This is a genomic window from Microbulbifer maximicatervae (SeqCode), assembly GCF_052468295.1.
Window position 1 is genome coordinate 5303093 of record NZ_CP174340.1, and the last position, 20789, is coordinate 5323881.

Below are 20789 nucleotides of genomic sequence, written 5' to 3' on the forward strand. Positions count from 1 at the left end.
GGGAGTGATATGAGATTCGATACTGCGAGACAGGCTTGGCATGATGCGTTCGATGGGTCGGCAGCGGCGTTTGATTACGAGGCCATGGGCGGTAGGAGTACGGCCACCCTAAGCACGCGCCGGGGCCGGAAGGTGGTTATTCGGGGTGAGGTGCAGGGCAAGGCGGATCAAGTCATTTGCCGGATAGATGCGCCGCGAGTGAGTGGCACTGAGACGGTTGTGGGGAAGGGAAGCGGTAGCCGGGTTATGGATGCCTGCGAGAGGGGAATAATTCAAAACGTTGTTGCTAAGTTGCGGGATAGTGATCCGTTGGCTTATTGCTGGGGCATGGCTGCCTATGCTCCTCCGGCAAAAAGATTTAAAGAGCGGGCGGCGCTGTTGCAGTTTTTGATGTCTGAGTTCGATAAGTGGGAGGAGCCGCACCCGCGCGAGAAGGTTAGCCAGTTGGCGTTATTTTGTATTAGTGCGTGTGCGTTGCGGGATGTTAATGGGCGATCAATCGATCTTGCCCAGGCGCGTAGTATTTTGGGGTGTGATAAGAAACGGTGGGATCAGGAGTGGGTGAAGATATGGAAGCGTCTACATCGGCGTTTGGACCCTTTGCCTGCAAGAGCGCTTGGTCCTGTGTCTGAGCTGGTGCAGGAGTATCGAGAGCGATTCAAGAGGGCTTGTTGACAGCTTTGTCCTGAGGGGGTATAAATTCCCTAGCTTGCGGTTTTTCCGCTTGCAACAGAAACCCGGCTCCCCCCAGCCGGGTTTTTTCGTTTCTGGGGATTCATTTTCATCCTGTTTAATGTTCTTGATGGCGCTCTTTTGGGGCACCTTTTTTTGAATTCTATTTGCTCTGCAATGCAGGGCAGTGAGCGCAAACACATGGACTGCAACCTGCAACGATTCGCCTATGGGCCTGATGCCACATTGGGGCGGCTGAGAGTGCGCGACTGTGTGTTTTATACGGTTGAGCGCCCCTGGTTGGGTAATCGCCCATTTGAGAGTTGTATCCCCGAGGGTATTTATTCTTGTGAGGCGTATAGCTCTCAGCGGTATCCCAATGTGTGGGAGCTGTTAGAGGTTCCTGGGCGCTCAAAAATCCTGATTCATACCGCTAACTATGCCTCTGATGTTCAAGGCTGCATTGGTATTGGTTGTGGTGTAGCTCCGGGTGGCTGGTGGGTGATGCAGTCGCGCAAAGCAATGGATCAACTGCGGGATATGTTGCCGCCTAACTTTAATCTGACAATTACGCACTACGTGCCGGAGTATCCGTGATGAGTATTTGGTCTGGAATAAAAGGGCTGTTCAGCAGTAACGCTAAACCCGTGGACGATATCCTCGACAAGGATAACGGGTTGCTGGTGCGGGCAGGTGGTTGGATCGATGGCCTGTCTTATACCGATCAGGAAAGCGTTGAAGATGCGAAGGAATTAATTCGCCATGCTTCTGAGGCCCGCAAACAAATGATCGATACGGTGGTGGCGCATGTTGCGAGCACGGCGAGTGAGAATACTCAGCGCAGCTTAACCCGGCGCTTTGCGGCCTTGGCCATTATTCGTGTCGAGATTTTTTTAGTGGTGGCCTCTGTGGTGGTGTGGCCGTGGGATGTTGAGTACGCGAAGTTTATTTGGTCTGTTGCTGGGTCGATGTTGATGTTCGGTGCTTTCTCAGCAGTGATCATTTTCTTCTTTGGTTCTTATGGGTTCAGCCAGCACATCATGAAGCCATTGGCTGCGGTGAAAGGCGCAGTGAAGAGGGTAGTTCAATGAATCCAGCTGATGCAGCAAATACAGCAATGGAGCGGCTGATGATATGGATTGCGGGAGTGGGTAGCGTGACAGCTCAAGTTGCATCGGCGTTTGAGCAGTATGTAATTACCTACGGTGCATTCACCACCGGCCTGCTTTCTATCGCGGTGTTCGCTTATTACCGTCATCAGGATATTAAGTTGAAGCGTGAGCAGATGAAGCGGGGTGAGGATAGCAATGCCGGTTAAGGCCAAACGTCCATGCCGTAAGTGCAAGCGGGCCCATGGGAATTCTAATGGATATTGTGATGCTCATCAGGATCTAGTCACTAACTGGGGCGAGTATCAGCGCCGTTTAGGTAAGCAGGCAAACCGCAGATATAAGAGTAAAGAGTATTTGCGTAACCGTGAGCTGTGCAAGGTGCAGGCTAAAGGCTTGTGTGAAAGCTGCACTGCCATGGGATTGATCACTGAGGGTAATTGCTGTGACCACATTATCCCGAAGTCTCAAGGCGGCACGGATGAACTGTCGAATCTGCAGTGGTTGTGCACCCGTTGTCATGCTCGAAAGACGGCGCAAGAAGGTCGCGGCGCCAGGGGGAGGGGTGGGTCGAATCTCTAGGGGGAAAAAGCCCGACACCGCCGCCCTAGGCACGCGTTTATTATCGGTAAATTTTTAGGGGGGGGGTATTAAATCCCTAGGGAGTATCTAAGTGCAAAATGACAATGTGGTTCCATTAAGACCCCCGGAAGAAAATCAGAATCAAAAGCCTCAAGAAGGTGGAGCACTATTTCAGGGGATTGCGTGTGAAGCTCCTCCGTGTCCGGCCTGGCTGAGTAAAGAGGCTAAAAAGCATTATCGTTTTCTGTGTGCTGAGCTGAAGAAGGCTGGACTGATTGCGAAGATCGACCAAGGTGCTTTGGCGATTCTCTGCACCTCGTATGCACGTATGAAAGAAGCTGAAGAAAAGCTGCAAGAGCGTGGCACGGAATACCAGAAGACTCCAAGCGGTTACATGCAGTTGGCCCCTGAAGCTGTGCAATGGGAAAGGCATTCAAGCAAATATGAAAAGCTGGCCAAGCAGTTTGGGGTCACAGTTCGTGCGAGACAAAATTTCAAAGTTGAAAACCCGGATCAGGGAGAATTGGAGTTATAGCCTATGCCAGTTTCAAAGCTGGCTGACCCCTCACGAGAATGGCTAGATAGGGCGTACCGATATGCCGAGCAGGTGCGCTCTGGAGAAATACCAGCGTGCAGGTATGTACGATTAGCAGTTGATCGCTGGTATCGCGACCTGGAGACGGCAGGAGAGCGCGGGCTGATTTTTGATGAGAATGCAGCCGCAAAAGTCTTCCGGTTTACCTATCGATATTGCAAGCACTATCAAGGGGAGTGGGCAGGAACACCAATCATATTGAGTGATTGGCAATGCTTTATTAATGCCAATGTATTCGGGTGGCTGAGGAAGGCAGATGGTAGGCGACGCTTTCGCATGGTCTACGAAGAGATCGCTCGAAAGAATGGCAAGACCACCAAGCTAGCTAGCGTTGGTGGTTATATGGCAGCAGGCGACTCAGAGCCGGGCGCCAAAGTTTATTGCGCCGCAACAAAGCGAGATCAAGCAAAAGAGGTTTTCGACTCTATCGGCATGATGGCCGCTCAGGATCGTGTATTGCGTAAAACAATGACCACGCTGAGAAATGTCATTCGATGCAATACGCGGAACTCTCCAAACTCGCAAGTGGAACTTCTGGCAGCTGACTACAACAGTATGGATGGCTTCAACGTCCATGCCGGCATTATTGATGAGGTTCACGCTCACCGTGATTCAGGTGTATGGGATGTACTCGAGTCCGGCAGGGGCGCGCGTCGGCAGCCTGTGATGTGGGGTATTACCACGGCCGGGAAAAATAAAAACAGCTTCTGCTATGAACTGCGTGGCTATGCCATCAAGGTTTTGGAAGGCACTGTTGAAGATGATGCTTTCTTTGGAATCATCTACACGCTGGATGATGATGACGATTGGAAAGACCCCTCTGTTTGGATCAAAGCAAATCCAAATCTAGGAATCTCAGTATCCCTGGAGGATATGCAGGACCAGTGCCGAAAAGCACAGGAAATGCCCACGGCAAAAATTGAGTTTCAAACCAAGCGCTTAAATATCTGGGTTTATGGTGAATCGACCTGGATGAATATGGAGCGCTGGAACAAGTGCCGGGATGAATCGCTAAATGATTTAGCTTGCTGGACTGAAGGTGAAGAATCTGAGTTTGACGGCATGGCCTGCCATGGCGGGTTAGATCTAGCCTCGGTGGAAGACTTAACAGCGCTAACTCTTGATTTCAAAGATTCAAAGGGGAAGCACACATTTATATCGAGGGCATATTTGCCCGAAGCAGCTTTCCAAAATCGAATAGATAAAGGGGGGCAGCTTCAGCAGGTCTATCAGCGTTTAAAAGACCATGGCTGCTTGGTGATTACACCTGGTGATGCTTGCGATTACAGCTATATCAAGCAGGATATATTGGCCGCGTGTGAGCGCTTTGATGTAAAAGAAATTGCCTTTGACCGCTTTAATAGTTCTCAGTTGGTAAGCGATCTTATTGAGGAAGGTGTTCCCATGGTTCAGGTTGGCCAGGGTACGGGTTCAATTTCTGCTCCGATGAAAGAACTTCTGCGCCTGGTGCTGACTGATTCAGTTCGACATAACAATCCAGCGCTTTCTTTTGCAATGTCCAACGTTGTGGCTGTAACTAACGCAGCCGGGGACATCAAATTCGATAAGTCCAAAGTATCCGAAAAAATAGATCCAGCAGTCGCTGCAATTATGGCGCTGAGTCGGCAAATGGTGCAGGAGCCTGAAACCGATCTGGATGACTTCCTTAACGATCCAATTAATGTAGGCCACTAATGAGTATATGGAGACGGTTCAGTTTCTGGGGCCGTTCGGCCACAACTCAACAGGAAGGGCAGCAATCATCATCACCAGATACGCGAAATGTTGAAAGTGTAAAGACGGTTACTGAAGACACAGCGCTTCAAATATCTGCGGTCTGGGCGTGCGTCAGGCTCCTTACTGAAACCCTCGCAAGCATACCGCTGCATATTTATAGGGTTGATGGTGATGAGCGTGAGGAAGATAGCCGGCACAACTTGGCCAGGCTATTGAAGCGCAAGCCCAATGCTAGGATGACTAAGGTTGTTTGGTTCGAAACCATGCAGCTCAATTTAGTTTTGCATGGTAACTGCTACGCGGTCATAGATCGCGATTCTAAAGGTCAGGCTATCAGTCTTTGGCCGCTGCCAGCTCAGCAGGTAGATGTGGAAACACTGCCTGATGGTTCTGTGGTTTATCACTATTACGAGGGTAATGATGTCGCCGTCTTCGCAGAAGAAAATATTTTGCATGTTCGGTTGTTTGGCAATGGCACTATTGGCCTTTCACCACTCGAATATGCTCGAAACTCAATTGGTCTTGCCACAGGATCTGAAGAATTCAGCAGCAAGTTTTTCTGCAACGGCGGCAAGCCGGGCGGTGTACTGACTATTGATCAAGTGCTCAAAGATGAGCAGCGAAAAAAAGTGAGAGAAAATTTTAGTGCTCTCACTCAGGGCTCAGAAAACGCACACAGATTGATGGTGCTTGAGGCTGGCATGAAATATCAGCAGGTCCAGCTCAAACCTGAAGATATGCAAATGTTGGAAACACGGCGTTTTCAAATGCGTGACATCGCCCGCTTCTTTGGTGTCCCCTCAATTTTGATTAATGACCAAGAGGGTACAACTACCTGGGGCACGGGAGTTGAACAAATAATGCTGGGTTTTTATCAGCTCAATCTTCGCCCGTATCTCTCACGCTGGGAGGAAGCGCTAAGGGAAAAGCTGCTCCCCACCTCGGATCGACGTAAGTACCAGATCGAATTCGCCTTTGAAGGACTCCTCAGGGCTGACAGCAAAGGCCGTGCGGAATACTCCTCACAAATGGTTAATAACGGCTTAATGACACGGAATGAAGCTAGGAAAAAAGAAAACCTACCAGCTTTGCCGGGTGGTGACATGCTCACAGTACAAAGCGCCTTATCCCCCTTAGAACAACTTGGCCAGCAAACAGATAACTCTGGAGACTCAGATGGAACGTAAAGCACTTAGTTTTGAAGAGTGTGAAATTAAGTTTGCTAACGGCAAGCCCAGCCAGTTCACGGGATACGCTAGCAAGTTTGGGAATGTTGATAGTGACGGGGATGTCGTTGTCGTGGGTGCCTTTGATCAGGTTATTGAAACCGGCGTAAAGCCAAAAATGTTTTTTAACCACAATCACTATGCAGTTCCGATAGGAAAATATTCTCACCTCGAAACCGATGAAGTGGGTTTGATTGCTCACGGTGAATTCACCAGTGGGATCAGCATGGCAAAGGATGTTCAGGCCGCTATGCAGGATGGCACTGTCGATGGACTCAGCTGGGGTGGTCTCGTATCCCATGATGACACCGAGTGGCAAGGTGACGGTACGCGTCTGATCAAAGTGGTTAACACATTGCGGGAAATTTCAGTAGTGACCTATCCCGCGAATGATGAAGCACGTGTAGACCTGGGAACATTTAAAAGCGCACTTCACCAGTGCGAAACAATCAGAGATTTTGAGCGTTTCCTGCGGGAGGCAGGAAGCTTTTCAAAAAGCTTGGCAGAAGCAACTACCAAGAGAGCCAAGGTTTTGTTTGCGGGGGAGCCGCGTGGCGAAGCCGGGGTTGATGAAATCAATCAGATGTTAAACCGCATATCAGCAAAACTGGAAGGTTAATCGCTATGAAAGAAACAATTGAAAAGTCTCTGCAAGATTTTGACAAAAAGCTGGATGACTTTATTAAGTCCTCAAATGAGGAGGCGACAACTAATGCCAGGCTTGGCCGTGAGAATAAATCCAAGCTGGAAAGCCTGAATAGTGAGGCAGAAGAGCTTCGCGAGAAGGTATCAGAGATCGAACAGAAAATGGCTTCCCGCTCTACTGATACTCCAGAATATCAGACTATGGGGCAGGAGCTAACCAAGTCGTCAGACTATGAAGGCTTTGTTGGCGGCAAGGCCAGCAAAATGACCTATGAGGCAAAAAATACCTTGCTGGGAACTGGTGATACGGTCGCGCCAGATCGTCAATCAACAATTATTTCTGGTGCAAGTCGAACTTTGCGCGTAACTAGCACCATGCCAAATCTGCCGACTTCTAGTAATGCCGTAGAGTACACGAGAGAGAATGTCGTAACTCTGAATGCTAAAGAGGTTGCCGAAGGTGGTGCCTTGCCGGAAACCTCTATCACCTATGAGTTGGTGAGTACACCGGTACGCTCAGTGGGTCACTGGATCAAGCTGTCTAAAGAAGTCATTGAGGATGCACCCGCACTAGCCGCACATGTGGATAGTCGCTTGATTTATGGGGCGCAATTGCGTTTGGATTATCAGGTGCTGAATGGGGATGCCACAGGCAATAACTTGGGTGGTCTAGCGCTTTCTGATCATCATACGGTCTTTACTCCAACCGCTAATGAAAAGGCTATAGCTAGTGTTCGTCGTGCTATGGGGCAAGTTGAAAACTCTGAATATATGCCCTCAGCAGTTTATATGAATAGTTCGGATGTGGTTGCCCTCGACTTGGAAACTGGTGGTGATGAGCACTACCTGGCTGGCAACCCGCGCCTTGTAGTATCGGCTTCTGTCTGGGGTCTCCCGGTAGTTAAAACCAACGCTGTGGCATCGGGCAAGTTCTTTGTAGGTGCTTTTGATTTAGCAACGGCAATCAATATGCGTAAAGGTGTAGCTGTCGAAATGTCAGAGTCTGATGAAGATAACTTTACCAGTAATCTGGTTACGGTTAAGGCGACGCTACGCGCGGCTCTATCTAATTACCGACCGGCAGCAGTTGCCTATGGGTCTTTGACCGCATAAACCAAAAACTGGATTGAGTTAAAGCAATCGAAAGCGGGGCAATTTGTCCCGCTTTTTTTATTTAACGTAGGAGAAAGGTCATGGAAAAAATCCGTGTAAAGGTAACTAAGAGCTTCACCTCTCCTGTATATGGTGAGGTTAAAGAAGGTGAACAGGAGTTTAGTCGGGCTTTTGCCCAGCAGCTGATCGACTTAAATGCCGCTGAAGAAGTTGTCCCTAAGGATGAAGAAATAGATTTTGATTTGGGAGATTCACCCTCGGAGCATTCTCAGTGATCTTCGATCTCGCCTTGGTCAAAAAACACTTGATCGTTGAAGACACTGATGACGATGAATATATCGAATCATTGTGCCTGGCTGCAGAGACTGCATTTAATCACTATTGCAATCGTACCTTGTATGAATTCGAAGCCGATTTATCCGAAGCGCCCGAAAACGCAGTTCAGCTAGATAAATCGATTCAGCTTGGGGGTATGGTGTTAGTCAGCTCTTGGTATGAAACTCGCGACGGTGGGAAAAAACTGCCAATGCCTACCCGTCTACTTTGGGACCCGTACCGATGGATAAACGTATAAAAGTCCGTTTACGGGACCGGGTGAGGTTTGAAACGTCTGCTGAAACTGAAAACGAATATGGGGAGAAGGAAACAACCTGGAGCGAATATCTCACCTGCTCGGCTGAAGTAATGCCGTTGTCTGCGACTGAGCGCGTTGTTTCCGGGCAAGAAATCAGCGAAGCCCACTACACCATTCGCATCCGATCTAACTCAGCGAATCGATCAATTCATGGCCTAATGCGAGCAGTGTTTGATGGCCAAGTGCTGGATATCTCGCCCCCTCAAAAATTGTCGGGCAGGAATCAATACATTGAGTTCAGGGCCGTGCAAAGGAGCAGCGACCAATGACAGACACAACCAAGTTCTCAGTCGATGGATTCGCCGATTTAAACAAAAATCTATTGGACCTCGGGCCTAGACTCGGCACTACCGTATTACGAAGAGCAGGGCGTAGTGCAATGGCACCGGTTGAGGATGCTATGCGACGGGGGGCCAAGAAAGACTCTGGCGACCTACAAGATAGTATCGGGATGAGTTCATCATCTTCTAAAGGACGCAGCGCAGATCGTATTGCACGTATCAGTGTTGGCCCTATTAAGAAGACCAGCGGAAGAGGTGAGGACAAGCGGTCGCTGAACAACTTAAACCAGAAAGCAATCGCTCAAGAATATGGCAATGCCAAGCAGAGCGCCCAACCGTTTATCCGCCCAGCGCTTGAAAACAATGCGCAGAGAGTGATCAACAGTCTGATCGATGAATTTGCTAAAGAGCTAACCAAAAGTGATTGAAGCTAATGTTGTGAAATGGCTCCAGTCGCTCAGTGCCGAGACTGTGCGGCCCCTGTTACTTTCTCAAGATGATCACTTGCCTAGTCTTGTATATACAATGGTGGCAGATCGCAGTGATCTTGGTATAGACGGCACTATCGAATCAAACTATTTCCAAATTCAAATCGATATTTGGGCGGAAACTTACAAGCAGGCCAAGACCCTGGAGCAAGAGGCGCGAGCGATACATGGTTTAGCTGGTGACCTCTTTGGTCTACAAGTCGGTTTGGCCGAAATTTCTAAAAATCTCGAAGATTACGACAACGATACAAAGCGTTATCGCGTCAGCCTCGACTTAAGTCTTTATTTTTAATTGGGAGAGAGTGTTATGGCTCAAGGCTACAAAACAAAGTTTCACCGCAGTAATGACGGCAGTGCTTATACGCAGGTTGCCGGTTTAATTGATATCGACCCGGGTGAAGAGTCCAGAGGTTCCTCGGATGTAACCCCGATCGATGGCACTAGCGGATATATGGATTTTGAACCGGTAGGGCTGCGTGATGCGGGTGAGGTGTCTTTAACGTTGAAGTGGAAAACTTCTGATTCTGGCCAGACTGCGCTTCGCTCCGACTTTGATGCCGATACTAATTTCTATTACAAAATTGAATACCCGGATGGCACTACGGTTGAATTTGTTGGCCACATTACCGGCTGGGGTCAGGCAGTGCCTAAAGACAATCAAATTACGCGAACCGTGAAATTCAAGATTTCCGGTAAGCCCACAGTGACGGAGGCTTAATTTTGAATCTATCTATCCCGCTCCAGTTAAAACAGGAAACCGTTCCTTTTGGTGATCAAGAATTCAAACTCTATGAGTTGAGCGCCTATCACCGCTGTGAGTACCTGGAGAAAACATCCGTAGATATTCAAATCTCTAAGGATGAGGAGCCAGAAACCGTAGAGCTTAAGACCTACGGAGATGTCTGGGCGTTTCGCGGTCGAGATGTGAAGACCAGATTGCTGTTGGTTGCCTATTCGATCTGGATGAATCCCGACTGTGAAGATTCACTAGAAGAGATTGAAAACAGTCTGATCCGCAGTATCTCGAAAGACAGCGTAGATATTTTATATGTGCCTGCTGCGAAGTTGTCCGGACTTTATGTCGAACCAAAAGCAGAGAGCACAGAGGAGGATTCAGAAAAAAAATAGTAGTGCCGGGCTTTATCTTTGCTCGGCAGCTCGCCTTTGAATTTAATCGCCCTGATTACTTTCAGATGCTCCACTCCATGAGTTCAACCGAACTCGATCACTGGTACCAAACCTACCGCGATCGCCCCCTTCATAAAAATGTTCTGGAGTGGCAACTGGCTCATGTAGCAGCCGGTACTCATGGTGGTAAACCCAGTAATTATTTACACCAAAACCGCAGGCATAAAACCGTAGAGCAGCAGATCTCTATCTGGAAATCTATGGCCTGATTGGAGGTCCCATGGCCAAAAGAGCCACCATAGCCACATTGGTGGCAAACCTGGAGATGAACTCCGCCAGTTTCCGCAAGGAGATGGACCAAGCAAGAGCCCGTAGCAAAAAACTCAAAACCGATATGAAGCAAGGCTCTGCTGCCAGTGATGCTTTCGGTCGGTCTATGCGTGGTGCCGCTCAAGGGGTCGCCGCTATCGACGGTCCTTTGGGTGGTGTTTCCGGTCGAGTCGGTGCACTTAATGGCCTGCTGACTAGTGGGAATTTGGCGTGGGCGTCTTTTGGTGTTGCGGTCGCTGGTGCCACAGCCGTGATGTACAAGAGCATCCGTGCCGCTGAAGCGATGGAGCGGGGGCAACTCAAAATTGAGGCGTTGCTTAGGGCTACGGGGAACGCTAGTGGTCGAACAGCAGAACAGCTTGATGAGCAGGCACGCGCAGTCGCTTTCAACACACTAGCCAGTGTTAGCGGTATGCGCGAAGCCCAAGGCGTATTGCTTACCTTCAAATCAGTGCAAACCGATGTTTTTGATCAGGCCATAGTACTTTCGCAAGATCTTGCCGCAGTAATGGGTGGCGATGCTAAGAGTGCAGCCCTGCAGCTTGGGAAGGCCCTGGAGGACCCCGCCACCGGCCTGAATGCCCTGAAGCGATCAGGTGTCTCCTTCACCGAATCTGAAAAAGAAATGATTCGCACAATGCAGGAGTCAGGCCAAGTTGCTGAGGCTCAGCGTTTCATTCTCGAAAAATTATCTCAGCAGGTAGGCGGAGCTGGCTCAGGTGAGGCAGGAGGGCTTGCCGGCCAAGTCGATACTCTCGGCCAAGAGTGGGAAGAATTCCTGGAGGCTCTTGGTAGGACTGAAGAGGCAACCAAAGGTGTTGGTTTTCTCTCAGATACGGTGAGAGCGTGGCGCACTATGTTGATGCCCACGGAAGCCGAAAAGAGCGCCGATAAATATTTTGAGATTCAAGATAAATACTTGTGGCACAAGAAACAGCTGGAGAAAGCGACCGCTGAAGGTGTAACGGCACAGATTGAACAGCAGGCTTATTGGACAGAAAAATACCGATCGCAGCTACTGGAAATGAAAGCTGCAGATCTGGAAGTTGCAAAAGCTCAACGGGAAGAGCAGAAGAAAGCAGCAGAAGCCGCAGCTGAATATAGCGAGCAGGCACAACAGGACCGCGCAGCAGCTGAATTAAAACGCCAGCAAGATTTGGGCTCTATTCAGTTAACCCAATTGGATCAATTCCTGGCTGATCAGCAGGGCAAGATAAGGCTCGACCACGAGCAAAAGCTGCAGCAAATAGCTGCCCTCCAGGTTTCTGAGGAGGAGCTTAGGAGAAGGGGGTTTGAATCCATTGAAGCGCTACGGGCTGAATATTCCGAGCGTGAGACAGACCGTTACCAAATGGACCTGGCCGAAGAACAGGCGCGCACAGCCAATGGTGAAGGCGAAGGGGGTCAAGCCGGTGAGGATGGCCTTACCGAAGCTGAACGTCAGCGCATGCTCGCCCGTTTGGAGACATTGCAGCTTTCCTGGCTTACCGAAATGGAGCAGCTGCAAGTCCAGCAGGATGAAGAGATGGCCCTGTTGGATCAGGCTTATACCAAAAAGATAATTGCCCGTGACGAGTATGAGCGCAGTCTTACGCAGCTGGAAAAAAAACATCAGGCGCAGCGGCAAGCCCTAGAGGAAACAACCGAAAAAGCGCGGCTAGGCACTTATGTGGATGGCGCCAAGCAACTGCTGTCGGCAGCCGGCACTCACAATAAAAAAATGGCCGCCTTGCAAATGGGCATGGCCATTTATACCGCCGGCACCGCCATGGTTCAAAATATTGCCGAAGCGTCGAAAGTCGGCTTTCCGCAGAATATCCCCTTTATTGTTGGCGCCACAACGCAAGGGATACAAATTGCTAATCAACTCAACAGCATCAAAGAGCCTGCCGGCATCGCCCACGGCGGTCTCGACTATGTACCGAAAGAATCCACCTATCTGCTGGATAAAGGCGAGCGGGTTTTATCTCCCAATCAAAATGCCGATTTAACCGCAGCGCTGAAGGGGGGCGGTTTACAGAGCAGCATCACCGTCAACCTGTTTGAGGATGCCTCCAAAGCCGGACAGGTAGAGCGCTCGCAAGGTGTCAGCGAGAGTGAAGTCATCAGTATTTTTGTGGCCAATATCCGTGGCGGCGGGGATGCCGCCACGGCTGTGGAATCCACCTACAACCTTTCCCGCAACGGATTTTAATCATGGCGTTAATTCAATACCCAGCGGAGCTGCCGGCGCCGCTGCTGGACGGGTATGCGCTAAAAAAGGGGGATAACCGCATCCGCACCACCATGGCCAGCGGTCGCGCCCGTCAGCGCCGCCGCTTTTCCCGCGTGCCCACGGAGTTGTCGGCAAGCTGGCGCTGCCACGGTAATCAGGCCGCGCTGTTTGAGGGGTTTGTCGTACACGCCCTTGGCGATGCGATTGCCTGGTTTACCGCCGACGTGCTCACCCCGCAGGGGTTAATCCCCCATACCCTGCGTTTTATTACCGACCCCCTCAGCGACTGTAAACCACTGGGGCCGCGCACTTGGGAGTACCGCGCGCGGATAGAAATTGAAAACCGCGCAGTGATGAGCGTGGAGCAAACCGTCGCGGGCTTACTCGATCCCAACACCCTCGAACAATTCACCCAGGGCGTCGTTGATGCCGTAGATAGTTACCAGGAATAAATATGGAGAATTATTTTATCGAGGTGAGCAGACTGCAGGCCGCGATTGATGCGCTGGACGAATACTTCGGCGGCGATGAGTCCACCACTGTCACCTACAACGGAAAGACCAAAAATAGTATTGAGAAATCATTCTCCGACCGATTTGCCGGGCTGCAAGCAATGGTCAACGGTCGCTTGGCCTTCGCGACCAAAGCGCTGATGGATGCGGCTGGCGCGCCGCCAAATAACGAGCTGGCCGAGGTGTGGAACGATCCCACCCCCGGTAACAACAAGCTCTACGGCTGGGATGAGACCCACTGGACGGAATCAAAACTATCCAGCTACTCCGATCTAAAGACGCGCATTCAAGAGACCGATGTCAATTTAAAAACGCGTATCCCCGAGCAGCCACTGCCCCATTCCCTAGACAATTTTGTCTGGGCGATAACCGACAGCGAGGGCAAGGTCGGCATGGGGCTGAAATCCAACGGGGAATTTTTCAGTTCCATTTGCCAAGAGGTGATGGGTTTAACCCAGCGTCAGCACAGTGTGGAGACGCAGGTGCTGGCCGTTGCCCCGGATGGCAGCACCGATATCGCCTGGGGCATAAGCGATCAGAATGGCGCTTTGGGGTTGGCGCTGACGAGAGACGGGAAGCTTTGGGCCAGACTCGCCAACCCCGAAAGCCTGCGATTTAAAACTGATGAGAATATTGTGTGGAGCGTGGCCGACGCCGCCGGTCAAGTGGCTTTGGGTATCGATAAAAGCGGAAAGACTGTCGGTGAGATCGCAAACCGCTGTGACAACATTGACCAGGCGCTCACAGCCTGCGACACGCGCCTGGAATTACTGGAGGGCTCACGCTTTACCAGTGACGATGCCTCCCCTTTGGTTTTGGTGGAAAACGCCGGTGATTTTGACCAACTCGTTGTGATTGATGCTGACGGCAAGCATCCTTTGACCGATGGCAGCTACAACGCGCGGAACCCCTCAGTTCATAAAAACAGCTATGTAAAATTCAGCAGCGATAGGGACGGCGTCGAGCGACTGTATCGGATGTTGTTGTCGGGGCAAACGGTTTGCAAAAGCCACAACAATACCCTGGAACATATCCTGATTATTGGGCAGAGCAATAGCATTCCAAAGCGGGGGATGGGGGTTGATGCCAGCTTGACCGGAGATTTGGTTAACGACCCCTACGGTATTTTTATGTTTAACGGTTGGGTCAATCCCAATCGCGTGACCGACTCGGCCTGGTGGGATACAGCGCTTCAGGATGTACCTATCGATCCTGGGAATATGGCATACCTGATTCCCGCCGGCGATGGTCTATTTAATAACGAATCCCACGGCTTTGGTGCTTGCGAAGCGATTAACAGCCAGGCGGAGCGATTGTTCTTAATCTCCGGGCACGGCAAGGGCGGGGCGAGTTATTCGGTCTTAAAAAAAGACGTTCCGGCCGAAAATTATTCGGCGTACCGCAATTCGATCGAGGCGGTTGCAGCGGGTAAGCGCGCCGCCAATGCGCTGGGCCTAGATTACAAAGTCACCGCGCTATTTTGTGAACACGGGGAATCCGACGCACAAAACAGGGGGTACCTCGATCACTTGATTGAATGGCGGGATAACTACAACGCAGATATTAAAAGAATAACCGGGCAGGCCGACAATATTCCTCTTCTTATAAGCCAACAAAACAGCTGGTCTCTTGGGGGGAATTTTGCTACTTCCAAAAGTGTGATTGCGCAATATCAGTTTCAGCGCGACGGCTACGGCTATCTTGTCGCGCCAAAGTATTTTATTCCCCACGACGCCAACGGCCCGACCAATCCCGACGGCATTCACACCAGCGCCTACGGCACGCGACTGCTCGACGAGTATTACGCGAAGGCCCTGCAAGCGGGGGAAACTTGGTCGCCGCTGATGCCCGAGTCCGTCCAAGCGAACGGCAAAACCATCACGGTGTCGTTTGCGGGCCGTGTCGGCGACTTGCGTTTTAATATTTACCACGAAACCAACAACCCCCACGGGGTATCCGACCCCGGCCAATACGGTTTCGAATTGTTGAATGCCGGCGGAATCGCCATCACTTCGGTGGTGCTCTCTGATGACAAAACCCAAGTCATTGTGGCCACCGACGGCGATGTGCCTAACGGCACCGAGCTCGCCTACGCCTATACCGGCGAACTGATGGCGCACGCCGGGCCATTAACCGGGCCGCGCGGCTGCCTTGCCGACAGCGATACCACCCCACCCAGTGAAAAACTGCAGAACTGGCGAGCAACTCAGCTGGGTATGAACGGTGCGGCGGTTACCGAACCGCTGTGCAACTGGTGTGTCACTTTTTTGGAAACCGTGGAGATACTCTAATGGCTGGACGTATTATCAAACTGGATGAGGTGACATTTACCGAGCCCAGTCTACCGACGCTGGAAGTCAGCGACGAAGACATTTATATGGCCTCTTTTCCCGGGCTGCGCGTATGGTTTGATCCCCGGGAAAAGTATGAGAGTGTCGCCGGGTCTCGTTTGCGCGAGCGCATGCAGTCCTACGAGATCCGGCAGTACGCACTCAACAGTTGGACGATTGACAGTGCGGCGATTGGGGGGCAGTCCGCGATGGTATTTGACCAGAATGAGAGTCAGGGCGCACATATCACAGATCAAGCTGCTCACCCCCTCGGTACTTATACCAAGGTTGCGGTTATTCGCCCCGGCGTCCTGGGGGGGTGGAGCGGCCTGCTGTCCGCGGAATCAGGGTTGGCCAGTTTTAAAATTATCTCGACCTCAGCATTACAAGTGGATCACGGCGGCACAACCTCGTCGACCACCGAAACGCTGGCGAGCAATACCGACTACGTCGTTATGGCCTGCTATAACGCCGAGACCCAGGCGGTGGCGGTGTATATCAACGGTATTGAATCAGAGATGAGTAGTGCCACGCTCGTCGCGCCAGTGGCACCCGAAGATGTCTGTCTTGGGTTTATCCCCGATCAAGGGAATTTTTTTGACGGTGCCATCGGCGATGCACTGGTGTTCAGTGTGGATTACGGGTTGCCCGAATACGCCTCCCACCGCGCCGCCCTGTTTTCCACCCTGATGACAAAGTACGGCATTAGCGCATGAGTGCGGTATTGGAAACCGTCTACGCCAGCGCGCCGATCGATGAAATCATCATCCATACCCTGGAGCTGAGGCACGCCGCCTTTGAGGGCGGTGCGATTCGTCTGTGCCAGGGTTTTGATGATATCGAAGCGACGCTGGAGGACGGGGAAACTGCAACCTTTACCGCGAGCGGTTTCGGTGTCTCCCTGCCGCAGCGCTCGGTGCGAGGCCGGCAGGATTTACAGTTCCAGCTGGATAATGTCACCGGCGAAGCGCTGCAAAATATTGATGCCGCATTGGAAGCGGGCGGATCTGTTCAGGTGATTTATCGGCAGTTCCTCGAATCCGACCTGTCCGCCCCCGCACAGCCGGCCACGGTAATGACCGCCGCTTCGGTCAAAGCCAACCCGGCGAGCGTTTCGGTGATTGCCAGCTTTCACGACCTGGTCAATAAAGCCTGGCCCAATAAGTTCTACACCCCGGATTTTGCTCCCGGCCTGAAATACTACGGCTAGCTCTATGTCTTGGATAAACGACTATCTCACCGTCCCCTATGTGGACGGCGGGCGGGATATGCACGGCTTTGATTGCTGGGGCCTGGTGCGCGATGTCTTGCACCGGCAATTCAAAACCCCGCTGCTGGAATCCTTCGGCCACGTTTGCCCGGATGACAAGCCGCTGCTGACCGACAGCTATCTGCAGGTGGTACCGGATTTTTTAGCGGGCCCCTGTAAACCCGGCGCTGTTGCCTGCGGCTTCAGGGGAGACTGTCTGATTCATGTGGGCATAGTCATTAATAACGGCCAGACCCAAATCCTGCACACCGGGCGGCAGTATGGAAAACCGCTATTAACCAGCCCGCGCGCCTTCCGCCGATTGTTCCAACGCTGCGAATTTTTTCACTATGAATGCAATTCTTAAAATCTATCCCAGCAAACTCGAGCGGGATAACTTCGAAACCTGTACGGCGGAGCCCGGGCAAACCTTCGAGCACTGGTTAAACAATAATGTACCCAGCTATGAGCCCCGAGCCGTGCCGCTATTTTCGGCGTCAGTAAATAATGAGCCATTGCCGCCTAGCGAATGGGCAGGCTATAGGATTCAGTCTGGCGATCAATTGGAGTTGGTGGTGGAGGCAAAAGGCTATGCGGCGATTGTGATGATAGTGGTCGCCGTGGCTGCTGCAGCAGCGGCGATGTATTTTGCCAATCAGATTCCGGACAACTACAACCAAACCACGCCGGATGGTTCCACCATCTACAACCCCAACGCCCAGGGCAACCAAGCCCGGCTGATGGGGGTTGTACCGGAAATTGCCGGCCGCCATAAAGTGTACCCGGACTTGCTGTGCCAGCCGCGCCGCCAGTACGACAATAACGAACAATATCTGTATTTAATGTTATGCGTGGGTGTCGGAGACTACGAAATCAGTGCGGACAATATTTATATCGGCAATACCCCGGTGAGCGGTTACGCCGGCGATATTGAGTACACGGTATTTGGTCCCGGTGAGGACGTTACCGGCCACGACGCCCACCGCAATTTTTACCTCTCCCCCGAAGTGGGCAGCAGCGCGGGACAAACGGGTTTAGAAATAGAGGGCTCACTTGCCACCACCGGCGACGCCAGCAGCGCGGCCCGCTGGACTTTTTCAGGTACCACGTTGAAGAGTTACTGGTTCGAGCGGGATATTGAGCGCGAGGATAATCTGGGCTTTGTACCGCGCAGCTTTCCCTATTCGGAGGAGGAAATTATCTCCATCAGCGAAAGCAGTAATGATGGGGAATATCGCGTGGTATCGAAGTCTGGTCATTCTGCGCAAATGGAGAAGGTGGATGCCGGCGGCGATGCCGTACCGGGCTGGGGCGGGTTTGTTGATGCGCAGCTGGTATCTATTGCAATGATCAGCAATAACGGCGGTTCCGGCGGCTATCTAGGCCCTTTTTTCGCCTGCCCGGAAAACGAAACCACCCGTTATATCGAGCTGGATTTTTTCCTGCCGCAGGGGCTGGGTCGCATCAAGGACAATGGGGATTTTGAGTACTACAGTGTGACGGTCGATATCGATTATCGCGATGAAAGCTCACCGACCTGGACCACGATCACCCACACCTTTAGCAATGCCACCAATGACCAGCTAGGGCATACCGAGAAAATTAATATCGGCTCGGCCATACGCCCGGAGGTGCGAGTCAGGCGCGTCACCGAGGCCAGCGACGATACGCGCATTTATGACACGGTGCAGTGGACGGCACTCAGGGCCGAGCTCGACAGCGCCAGCAGTTACGAGGGCGTAACCACCATTGCGGTGAAGATTCGCGGCACCAACGCCCTGGCCGGCAGCGCGGAAAATAAATTCAATTTAATTCCCACGCGCAAGCTGCCGGTGTATGAGAATGGCAGCTGGTCCGCACCTGACGCCACCGAAGATATCGCCCCGTTTTTTGCCTATATCATCAAGAGCGTCGGCCATAGTGATGATCAAATCGGCCTGGAGGAGCTGGAAGCGCTGCACGAGCTGTGGAGCGCGCGCGGCGATACTTTCTCGGCCGTGTTCGACAATAAAAGCACGCTGTTTGAAGCGCTAAAAAAAGTATTAGCGGTAGGCTACGCAGAACCCACCTTGGATTACGGGCAAATAATCCCCGTACGCGATGGCCCCCGCACCGCGTTTGAACACATGTATCAGCCAGATAATCGGGTGGGTGAGCTGGAGCAGGATATCAGCCTATTTGATCCCGACGAACCGGACGGGGTGGAGGTGGAATACTTCGACCCACAGACCTGGAAGCCCGCCACCGTGCTGTGCACCCTGTCGGAGGATCAGGGGTTGGCCCCCAAGAAAGTCAGGGCTTTTGGTATCACCGACGAAACCAAAGCCTGGCGTTTCGGCATGCGCCAGCGCCGCATCCAGCGCTACCGCCGTACCCGCTACTCATTCAAAACGGAGATGGACGGCCTCAACAGCCACTACCTGAGCTATTGCGCCCTGGCCGACGATATCCCCGGCTACTCGCAGACGGGCAGGGTGCTGGCGGTGAGCGGGCGAGAAATCACCCTGGATGCGGATCTGGAGTGGGGCAGCGGCACGCACTTTCTCGCGCTGCGCAAACCGGACGGCAAGCTATCCGGGCTCTACAACGCGACAGCAACCGACAGCGCCAGCGTGATAGCCATCGATGCCGACCTGGATTTCACGCCGGTGTTAGACGGCAGCATGGAACCGCCGCTTTTTATGTTTGGCGAGGCGGATCGCTGGAGCTATCCGGCTTTGATTACCGATATTAAGCCCAGTGGTACTGAGCGGGTGAGTATGGCCGCTGTGAATTACGACGAGCGGGTTTATGCGGATGATGATAATAGCCCGGCTTGATTGGTTGGGCAGATGCTGGGGGCTATTTGGGATAATGGGAGTGTTTAGCTGGATAGATACTTGGCTGAAAATAGCTTTCTACTGAGCGGCCGTATTCGGATTCTCTTTGTGTTTACCTTACAGTTTAAGGGCAAGAAAAGTAGCGGGGGTGATGGATATGAGTAGAGATCCTAATGATGATCGGAGTGATAGCATGAACCCCAATAATGATGCTTATTGGGCGAGCTTGGATAATCGTGCTGATCAGTTAAACCCGAATAACCCTGAATACAAAGGAGATGTGGATTTTGATGATCAGGATTGGGGAGAATCTGATGAAGATGGTGGAGGGTAGCCCTAATTTGATTTAGAGCTTCTTCCATAGCTGATAGGCATTCTCAATGGCTCGGTGAACATGCAGGCGAAACTCTTTAGGTAGTTGTGCGTACAGCCGCGCTATCAACGGGGGAAACGGAATCTGCGCAAAGTGGTGCAGGTTCTCCACCCCGTACACCTCAGCCAAAGTAATCCCCACCGCCTCACACCAAGCCGGCAGCAGGTTCGCCGGAATTCTTTGTGCGCCTGTTTCCATTTTCGAAACTTGAGATGGCGCTAGCCCCAGCTGCCTAGCCAGCTGTGCAACCGTCATCCTCTCCCGTTTCCGTGCGTTGCGCAGGCGATCGCCTAGTGATCCGGCCTCAAACATCGAGCCGCGTTATACACCCTCATAAAATCAAAGTATTTCGAAAATCGAAACATTCCCACATTCTACCGTGCTAAATCAGAAAGCTTTCAGCACAACTGTTCATGAAATGTGAATTTGGTAGTAGCGTTTGGCGACTTGTCGTCATAAGGCAGTACAGATAACTGGCATTCGGTGACACAAGGCAGAGATAGGACTAGCAGTTACAAGGAGTTGAGCATGCCTATGAAATCGCAAATGGAGCAATTGCAGCGGGTCGCAAGTCTGTGTGTGGCCCTGGAGTGGGTAGCAGCCTACCCAGATTTAGCGGGAAGGGATGCCGTATTAAAGCTAATAGGTGAGGAGGTGAGCACCACTATCCAAGGGGTGATCTATTCGGTTGAGTCAAAAGGAGGTGGCGGCGCCGAGATGGCTTGAGTACATCAGTGCCTGTGAGGCCCTA

28 protein-coding genes are annotated in these 20789 nt (G+C 51.8%); 27 read left to right on the forward strand and 1 reads right to left on the reverse strand.

The window, feature by feature from the left end; all coding sequences use genetic code 11:
* Positions 1-9 precede the first annotated feature (9 nt).
* From ACJJIQ_RS23520 to ACJJIQ_RS23645, 26 genes are all read left to right on the forward strand, one after another.
* Positions 10-675 (forward strand): hypothetical protein, encoded by a 666-nt coding sequence (locus ACJJIQ_RS23520; RefSeq protein ID WP_445363166.1) that lies wholly within the window; start codon positions 10-12, stop codon positions 673-675.
* A gap of 153 nt (positions 676-828) precedes the next feature.
* Positions 829-1269, forward strand: a complete 441-nt coding sequence (locus tag ACJJIQ_RS23525) for a DUF5675 family protein (RefSeq protein ID WP_445363167.1) — start codon at positions 829-831, stop codon at positions 1267-1269.
* Positions 1269-1763, forward strand: coding sequence for a hypothetical protein (locus ACJJIQ_RS23530; RefSeq protein ID WP_445363168.1), 495 nt, complete (start codon positions 1269-1271; stop codon positions 1761-1763). The genes ACJJIQ_RS23525 and ACJJIQ_RS23530 overlap by 1 nt, the downstream gene beginning before the upstream one ends.
* Complete coding sequence (locus tag ACJJIQ_RS23535) at positions 1760-1990, forward strand: hypothetical protein (protein ID WP_445363169.1); 231 nt, start codon at positions 1760-1762, stop codon at positions 1988-1990. The genes ACJJIQ_RS23530 and ACJJIQ_RS23535 overlap by 4 nt, the downstream gene beginning before the upstream one ends.
* A complete protein-coding gene (locus tag ACJJIQ_RS23540) occupies positions 1980-2363 on the forward strand; it encodes an HNH endonuclease (protein WP_445363170.1) in 384 nt (127 codons plus the stop codon). The genes ACJJIQ_RS23535 and ACJJIQ_RS23540 overlap by 11 nt, the downstream gene beginning before the upstream one ends.
* Positions 2364-2454: 91 nt before the next feature.
* Complete coding sequence (locus ACJJIQ_RS23545) at positions 2455-2898, forward strand: phage terminase small subunit P27 family (protein ID WP_444959719.1); 444 nt, start codon at positions 2455-2457, stop codon at positions 2896-2898.
* Positions 2899-2901: 3 nt separating this feature from the next.
* On the forward strand, positions 2902-4653 hold the full coding sequence (locus ACJJIQ_RS23550) for a terminase large subunit (RefSeq protein ID WP_444959718.1): 1752 nt from the start codon (positions 2902-2904) through the stop codon (positions 4651-4653).
* The gene (locus tag ACJJIQ_RS23555) at positions 4653-5882 is read left to right on the forward strand and encodes a phage portal protein (RefSeq protein WP_445363171.1); all 1230 of its coding nucleotides are present in this window, start codon (positions 4653-4655) and stop codon (positions 5880-5882) included. The genes ACJJIQ_RS23550 and ACJJIQ_RS23555 overlap by 1 nt, the downstream gene beginning before the upstream one ends.
* A complete protein-coding gene (locus ACJJIQ_RS23560) occupies positions 5872-6540 on the forward strand; it encodes an HK97 family phage prohead protease (protein WP_445363172.1) in 669 nt (222 codons plus the stop codon). The genes ACJJIQ_RS23555 and ACJJIQ_RS23560 overlap by 11 nt, the downstream gene beginning before the upstream one ends.
* A 5-nt stretch (positions 6541-6545) precedes the next feature.
* Positions 6546-7679: a phage major capsid protein gene (locus tag ACJJIQ_RS23565; RefSeq protein ID WP_445363173.1), complete on the forward strand. Its 1134-nt coding sequence runs from the start codon at positions 6546-6548 to the stop codon at positions 7677-7679.
* 80 nt (positions 7680-7759) lie between these two features.
* Positions 7760-7954 (forward strand): hypothetical protein, encoded by a 195-nt coding sequence (locus ACJJIQ_RS23570; RefSeq protein WP_445363174.1) that lies wholly within the window; start codon positions 7760-7762, stop codon positions 7952-7954.
* Positions 7951-8253 (forward strand): head-tail connector protein, encoded by a 303-nt coding sequence (locus ACJJIQ_RS23575; protein ID WP_445363175.1) that lies wholly within the window; start codon positions 7951-7953, stop codon positions 8251-8253. The genes ACJJIQ_RS23570 and ACJJIQ_RS23575 overlap by 4 nt, the downstream gene beginning before the upstream one ends.
* Positions 8238-8582, forward strand: a complete 345-nt coding sequence (locus ACJJIQ_RS23580; protein WP_445363176.1) for a phage head closure protein — start codon at positions 8238-8240, stop codon at positions 8580-8582. The genes ACJJIQ_RS23575 and ACJJIQ_RS23580 overlap by 16 nt, the downstream gene beginning before the upstream one ends.
* Complete coding sequence (locus tag ACJJIQ_RS23585; RefSeq protein ID WP_445363177.1) at positions 8579-9022, forward strand: HK97-gp10 family putative phage morphogenesis protein; 444 nt, start codon at positions 8579-8581, stop codon at positions 9020-9022. The genes ACJJIQ_RS23580 and ACJJIQ_RS23585 overlap by 4 nt, the downstream gene beginning before the upstream one ends.
* Positions 9015-9374, forward strand: coding sequence for a tail completion protein gp17 (gene gp17 / locus ACJJIQ_RS23590; protein ID WP_445363178.1), 360 nt, complete (start codon positions 9015-9017; stop codon positions 9372-9374). Before ACJJIQ_RS23585 ends, gp17 begins: the two co-directional genes overlap by 8 nt.
* Before the next feature lie 15 nt (positions 9375-9389).
* Positions 9390-9800, forward strand: coding sequence for a phage tail tube protein (locus ACJJIQ_RS23595; RefSeq protein WP_445363179.1), 411 nt, complete (start codon positions 9390-9392; stop codon positions 9798-9800).
* A 2-nt stretch (positions 9801-9802) separates the two neighbouring features.
* Positions 9803-10210, forward strand: coding sequence for a phage minor tail protein domain-containing protein (locus ACJJIQ_RS23600; RefSeq protein WP_445363180.1), 408 nt, complete (start codon positions 9803-9805; stop codon positions 10208-10210).
* A gap of 77 nt (positions 10211-10287) precedes the next feature.
* Positions 10288-10479: a hypothetical protein gene (locus ACJJIQ_RS23605; protein WP_445363181.1), complete on the forward strand. Its 192-nt coding sequence runs from the start codon at positions 10288-10290 to the stop codon at positions 10477-10479.
* 11 nt (positions 10480-10490) lie between these two features.
* Entirely contained in the window at positions 10491-12734 is a 2244-nt protein-coding gene (locus tag ACJJIQ_RS23610; protein ID WP_445363182.1) for a hypothetical protein, read from the forward strand.
* Between the two features lie 2 nt (positions 12735-12736).
* Complete coding sequence (locus ACJJIQ_RS23615; RefSeq protein ID WP_445363183.1) at positions 12737-13207, forward strand: hypothetical protein; 471 nt, start codon at positions 12737-12739, stop codon at positions 13205-13207.
* Between the two features lie 2 nt (positions 13208-13209).
* Entirely contained in the window at positions 13210-15558 is a 2349-nt protein-coding gene (locus ACJJIQ_RS23620; RefSeq protein WP_445363184.1) for a TolB-like translocation protein, read from the forward strand.
* On the forward strand, positions 15558-16313 hold the full coding sequence (locus ACJJIQ_RS23625; protein WP_445362045.1) for a hypothetical protein: 756 nt from the start codon (positions 15558-15560) through the stop codon (positions 16311-16313). Before ACJJIQ_RS23620 ends, ACJJIQ_RS23625 begins: the two co-directional genes overlap by 1 nt.
* Complete coding sequence (locus tag ACJJIQ_RS23630) at positions 16310-16807, forward strand: DUF1833 family protein (protein ID WP_445363185.1); 498 nt, start codon at positions 16310-16312, stop codon at positions 16805-16807. The genes ACJJIQ_RS23625 and ACJJIQ_RS23630 overlap by 4 nt, the downstream gene beginning before the upstream one ends.
* Positions 16808-16811: 4 nt before the next feature.
* Entirely contained in the window at positions 16812-17213 is a 402-nt protein-coding gene (locus ACJJIQ_RS23635; RefSeq protein ID WP_445363186.1) for an NlpC/P60 family protein, read from the forward strand.
* The gene (locus ACJJIQ_RS23640) at positions 17197-19665 is read left to right on the forward strand and encodes a host specificity factor TipJ family phage tail protein (RefSeq protein WP_445363187.1); all 2469 of its coding nucleotides are present in this window, start codon (positions 17197-17199) and stop codon (positions 19663-19665) included. The genes ACJJIQ_RS23635 and ACJJIQ_RS23640 overlap by 17 nt, the downstream gene beginning before the upstream one ends.
* A gap of 157 nt (positions 19666-19822) precedes the next feature.
* The gene (locus ACJJIQ_RS23645) at positions 19823-19999 is read left to right on the forward strand and encodes a hypothetical protein (protein ID WP_445363188.1); all 177 of its coding nucleotides are present in this window, start codon (positions 19823-19825) and stop codon (positions 19997-19999) included.
* 12 nt (positions 20000-20011) lie between these two features.
* Here ACJJIQ_RS23645 and ACJJIQ_RS23650 read toward each other — a convergent pair whose 3' ends face one another.
* The gene (locus tag ACJJIQ_RS23650) at positions 20012-20350 is read right to left on the reverse strand and encodes a helix-turn-helix domain-containing protein (RefSeq protein WP_445363189.1); all 339 of its coding nucleotides are present in this window, start codon (positions 20348-20350) and stop codon (positions 20012-20014) included.
* 216 nt (positions 20351-20566) lie between these two features.
* Between ACJJIQ_RS23650 and ACJJIQ_RS23655 the strand changes: the two genes are divergently transcribed.
* The gene (locus ACJJIQ_RS23655; protein WP_444933603.1) at positions 20567-20764 is read left to right on the forward strand and encodes a hypothetical protein; all 198 of its coding nucleotides are present in this window, start codon (positions 20567-20569) and stop codon (positions 20762-20764) included.
* The last annotated feature ends 25 nt before the right edge of the window (positions 20765-20789 follow it).

Excerpts from the sequence above, each read along its gene's own strand:
- ACJJIQ_RS23520 (WP_445363166.1), top strand. The coding sequence starts at position 10 with ATGAGATTCGATACTGCGAGACAGGCTTGGCATGATGCGTTCGATGGG.
- ACJJIQ_RS23530 (WP_445363168.1), top strand. The coding sequence starts at position 1,269 with ATGAGTATTTGGTCTGGAATAAAAGGGCTGTTCAGCAGTAACGCTAAA.
- ACJJIQ_RS23535 (WP_445363169.1), top strand. The coding sequence starts at position 1,760 with ATGAATCCAGCTGATGCAGCAAATACAGCAATGGAGCGGCTGATGATA.
- ACJJIQ_RS23540 (WP_445363170.1), top strand. The coding sequence starts at position 1,980 with ATGCCGGTTAAGGCCAAACGTCCATGCCGTAAGTGCAAGCGGGCCCAT.
- ACJJIQ_RS23550 (WP_444959718.1), top strand. The coding sequence starts at position 2,902 with ATGCCAGTTTCAAAGCTGGCTGACCCCTCACGAGAATGGCTAGATAGG.
- ACJJIQ_RS23555 (WP_445363171.1), top strand. The coding sequence starts at position 4,653 with ATGAGTATATGGAGACGGTTCAGTTTCTGGGGCCGTTCGGCCACAACT.
- ACJJIQ_RS23560 (WP_445363172.1), top strand. The coding sequence starts at position 5,872 with ATGGAACGTAAAGCACTTAGTTTTGAAGAGTGTGAAATTAAGTTTGCT.
- ACJJIQ_RS23565 (WP_445363173.1), top strand. The coding sequence starts at position 6,546 with ATGAAAGAAACAATTGAAAAGTCTCTGCAAGATTTTGACAAAAAGCTG.
- ACJJIQ_RS23570 (WP_445363174.1), top strand. The coding sequence starts at position 7,760 with ATGGAAAAAATCCGTGTAAAGGTAACTAAGAGCTTCACCTCTCCTGTA.
- ACJJIQ_RS23580 (WP_445363176.1), top strand. The coding sequence starts at position 8,238 with ATGGATAAACGTATAAAAGTCCGTTTACGGGACCGGGTGAGGTTTGAA.
- ACJJIQ_RS23585 (WP_445363177.1), top strand. The coding sequence starts at position 8,579 with ATGACAGACACAACCAAGTTCTCAGTCGATGGATTCGCCGATTTAAAC.
- ACJJIQ_RS23595 (WP_445363179.1), top strand. The coding sequence starts at position 9,390 with ATGGCTCAAGGCTACAAAACAAAGTTTCACCGCAGTAATGACGGCAGT.
- ACJJIQ_RS23605 (WP_445363181.1), top strand. The coding sequence starts at position 10,288 with ATGAGTTCAACCGAACTCGATCACTGGTACCAAACCTACCGCGATCGC.
- ACJJIQ_RS23610 (WP_445363182.1), top strand. The coding sequence starts at position 10,491 with ATGGCCAAAAGAGCCACCATAGCCACATTGGTGGCAAACCTGGAGATG.
- ACJJIQ_RS23615 (WP_445363183.1), top strand. The coding sequence starts at position 12,737 with ATGGCGTTAATTCAATACCCAGCGGAGCTGCCGGCGCCGCTGCTGGAC.
- ACJJIQ_RS23620 (WP_445363184.1), top strand. The coding sequence starts at position 13,210 with ATGGAGAATTATTTTATCGAGGTGAGCAGACTGCAGGCCGCGATTGAT.
- ACJJIQ_RS23625 (WP_445362045.1), top strand. The coding sequence starts at position 15,558 with ATGGCTGGACGTATTATCAAACTGGATGAGGTGACATTTACCGAGCCC.
- ACJJIQ_RS23630 (WP_445363185.1), top strand. The coding sequence starts at position 16,310 with ATGAGTGCGGTATTGGAAACCGTCTACGCCAGCGCGCCGATCGATGAA.
- ACJJIQ_RS23635 (WP_445363186.1), top strand. The coding sequence starts at position 16,812 with ATGTCTTGGATAAACGACTATCTCACCGTCCCCTATGTGGACGGCGGG.
- ACJJIQ_RS23640 (WP_445363187.1), top strand. The coding sequence starts at position 17,197 with ATGAATGCAATTCTTAAAATCTATCCCAGCAAACTCGAGCGGGATAAC.
- ACJJIQ_RS23645 (WP_445363188.1), top strand. The coding sequence starts at position 19,823 with ATGAGTAGAGATCCTAATGATGATCGGAGTGATAGCATGAACCCCAAT.
- ACJJIQ_RS23650 (WP_445363189.1), bottom strand. The coding sequence starts at position 20,350 with ATGTTTGAGGCCGGATCACTAGGCGATCGCCTGCGCAACGCACGGAAA.
- ACJJIQ_RS23655 (WP_444933603.1), top strand. The coding sequence starts at position 20,567 with ATGCCTATGAAATCGCAAATGGAGCAATTGCAGCGGGTCGCAAGTCTG.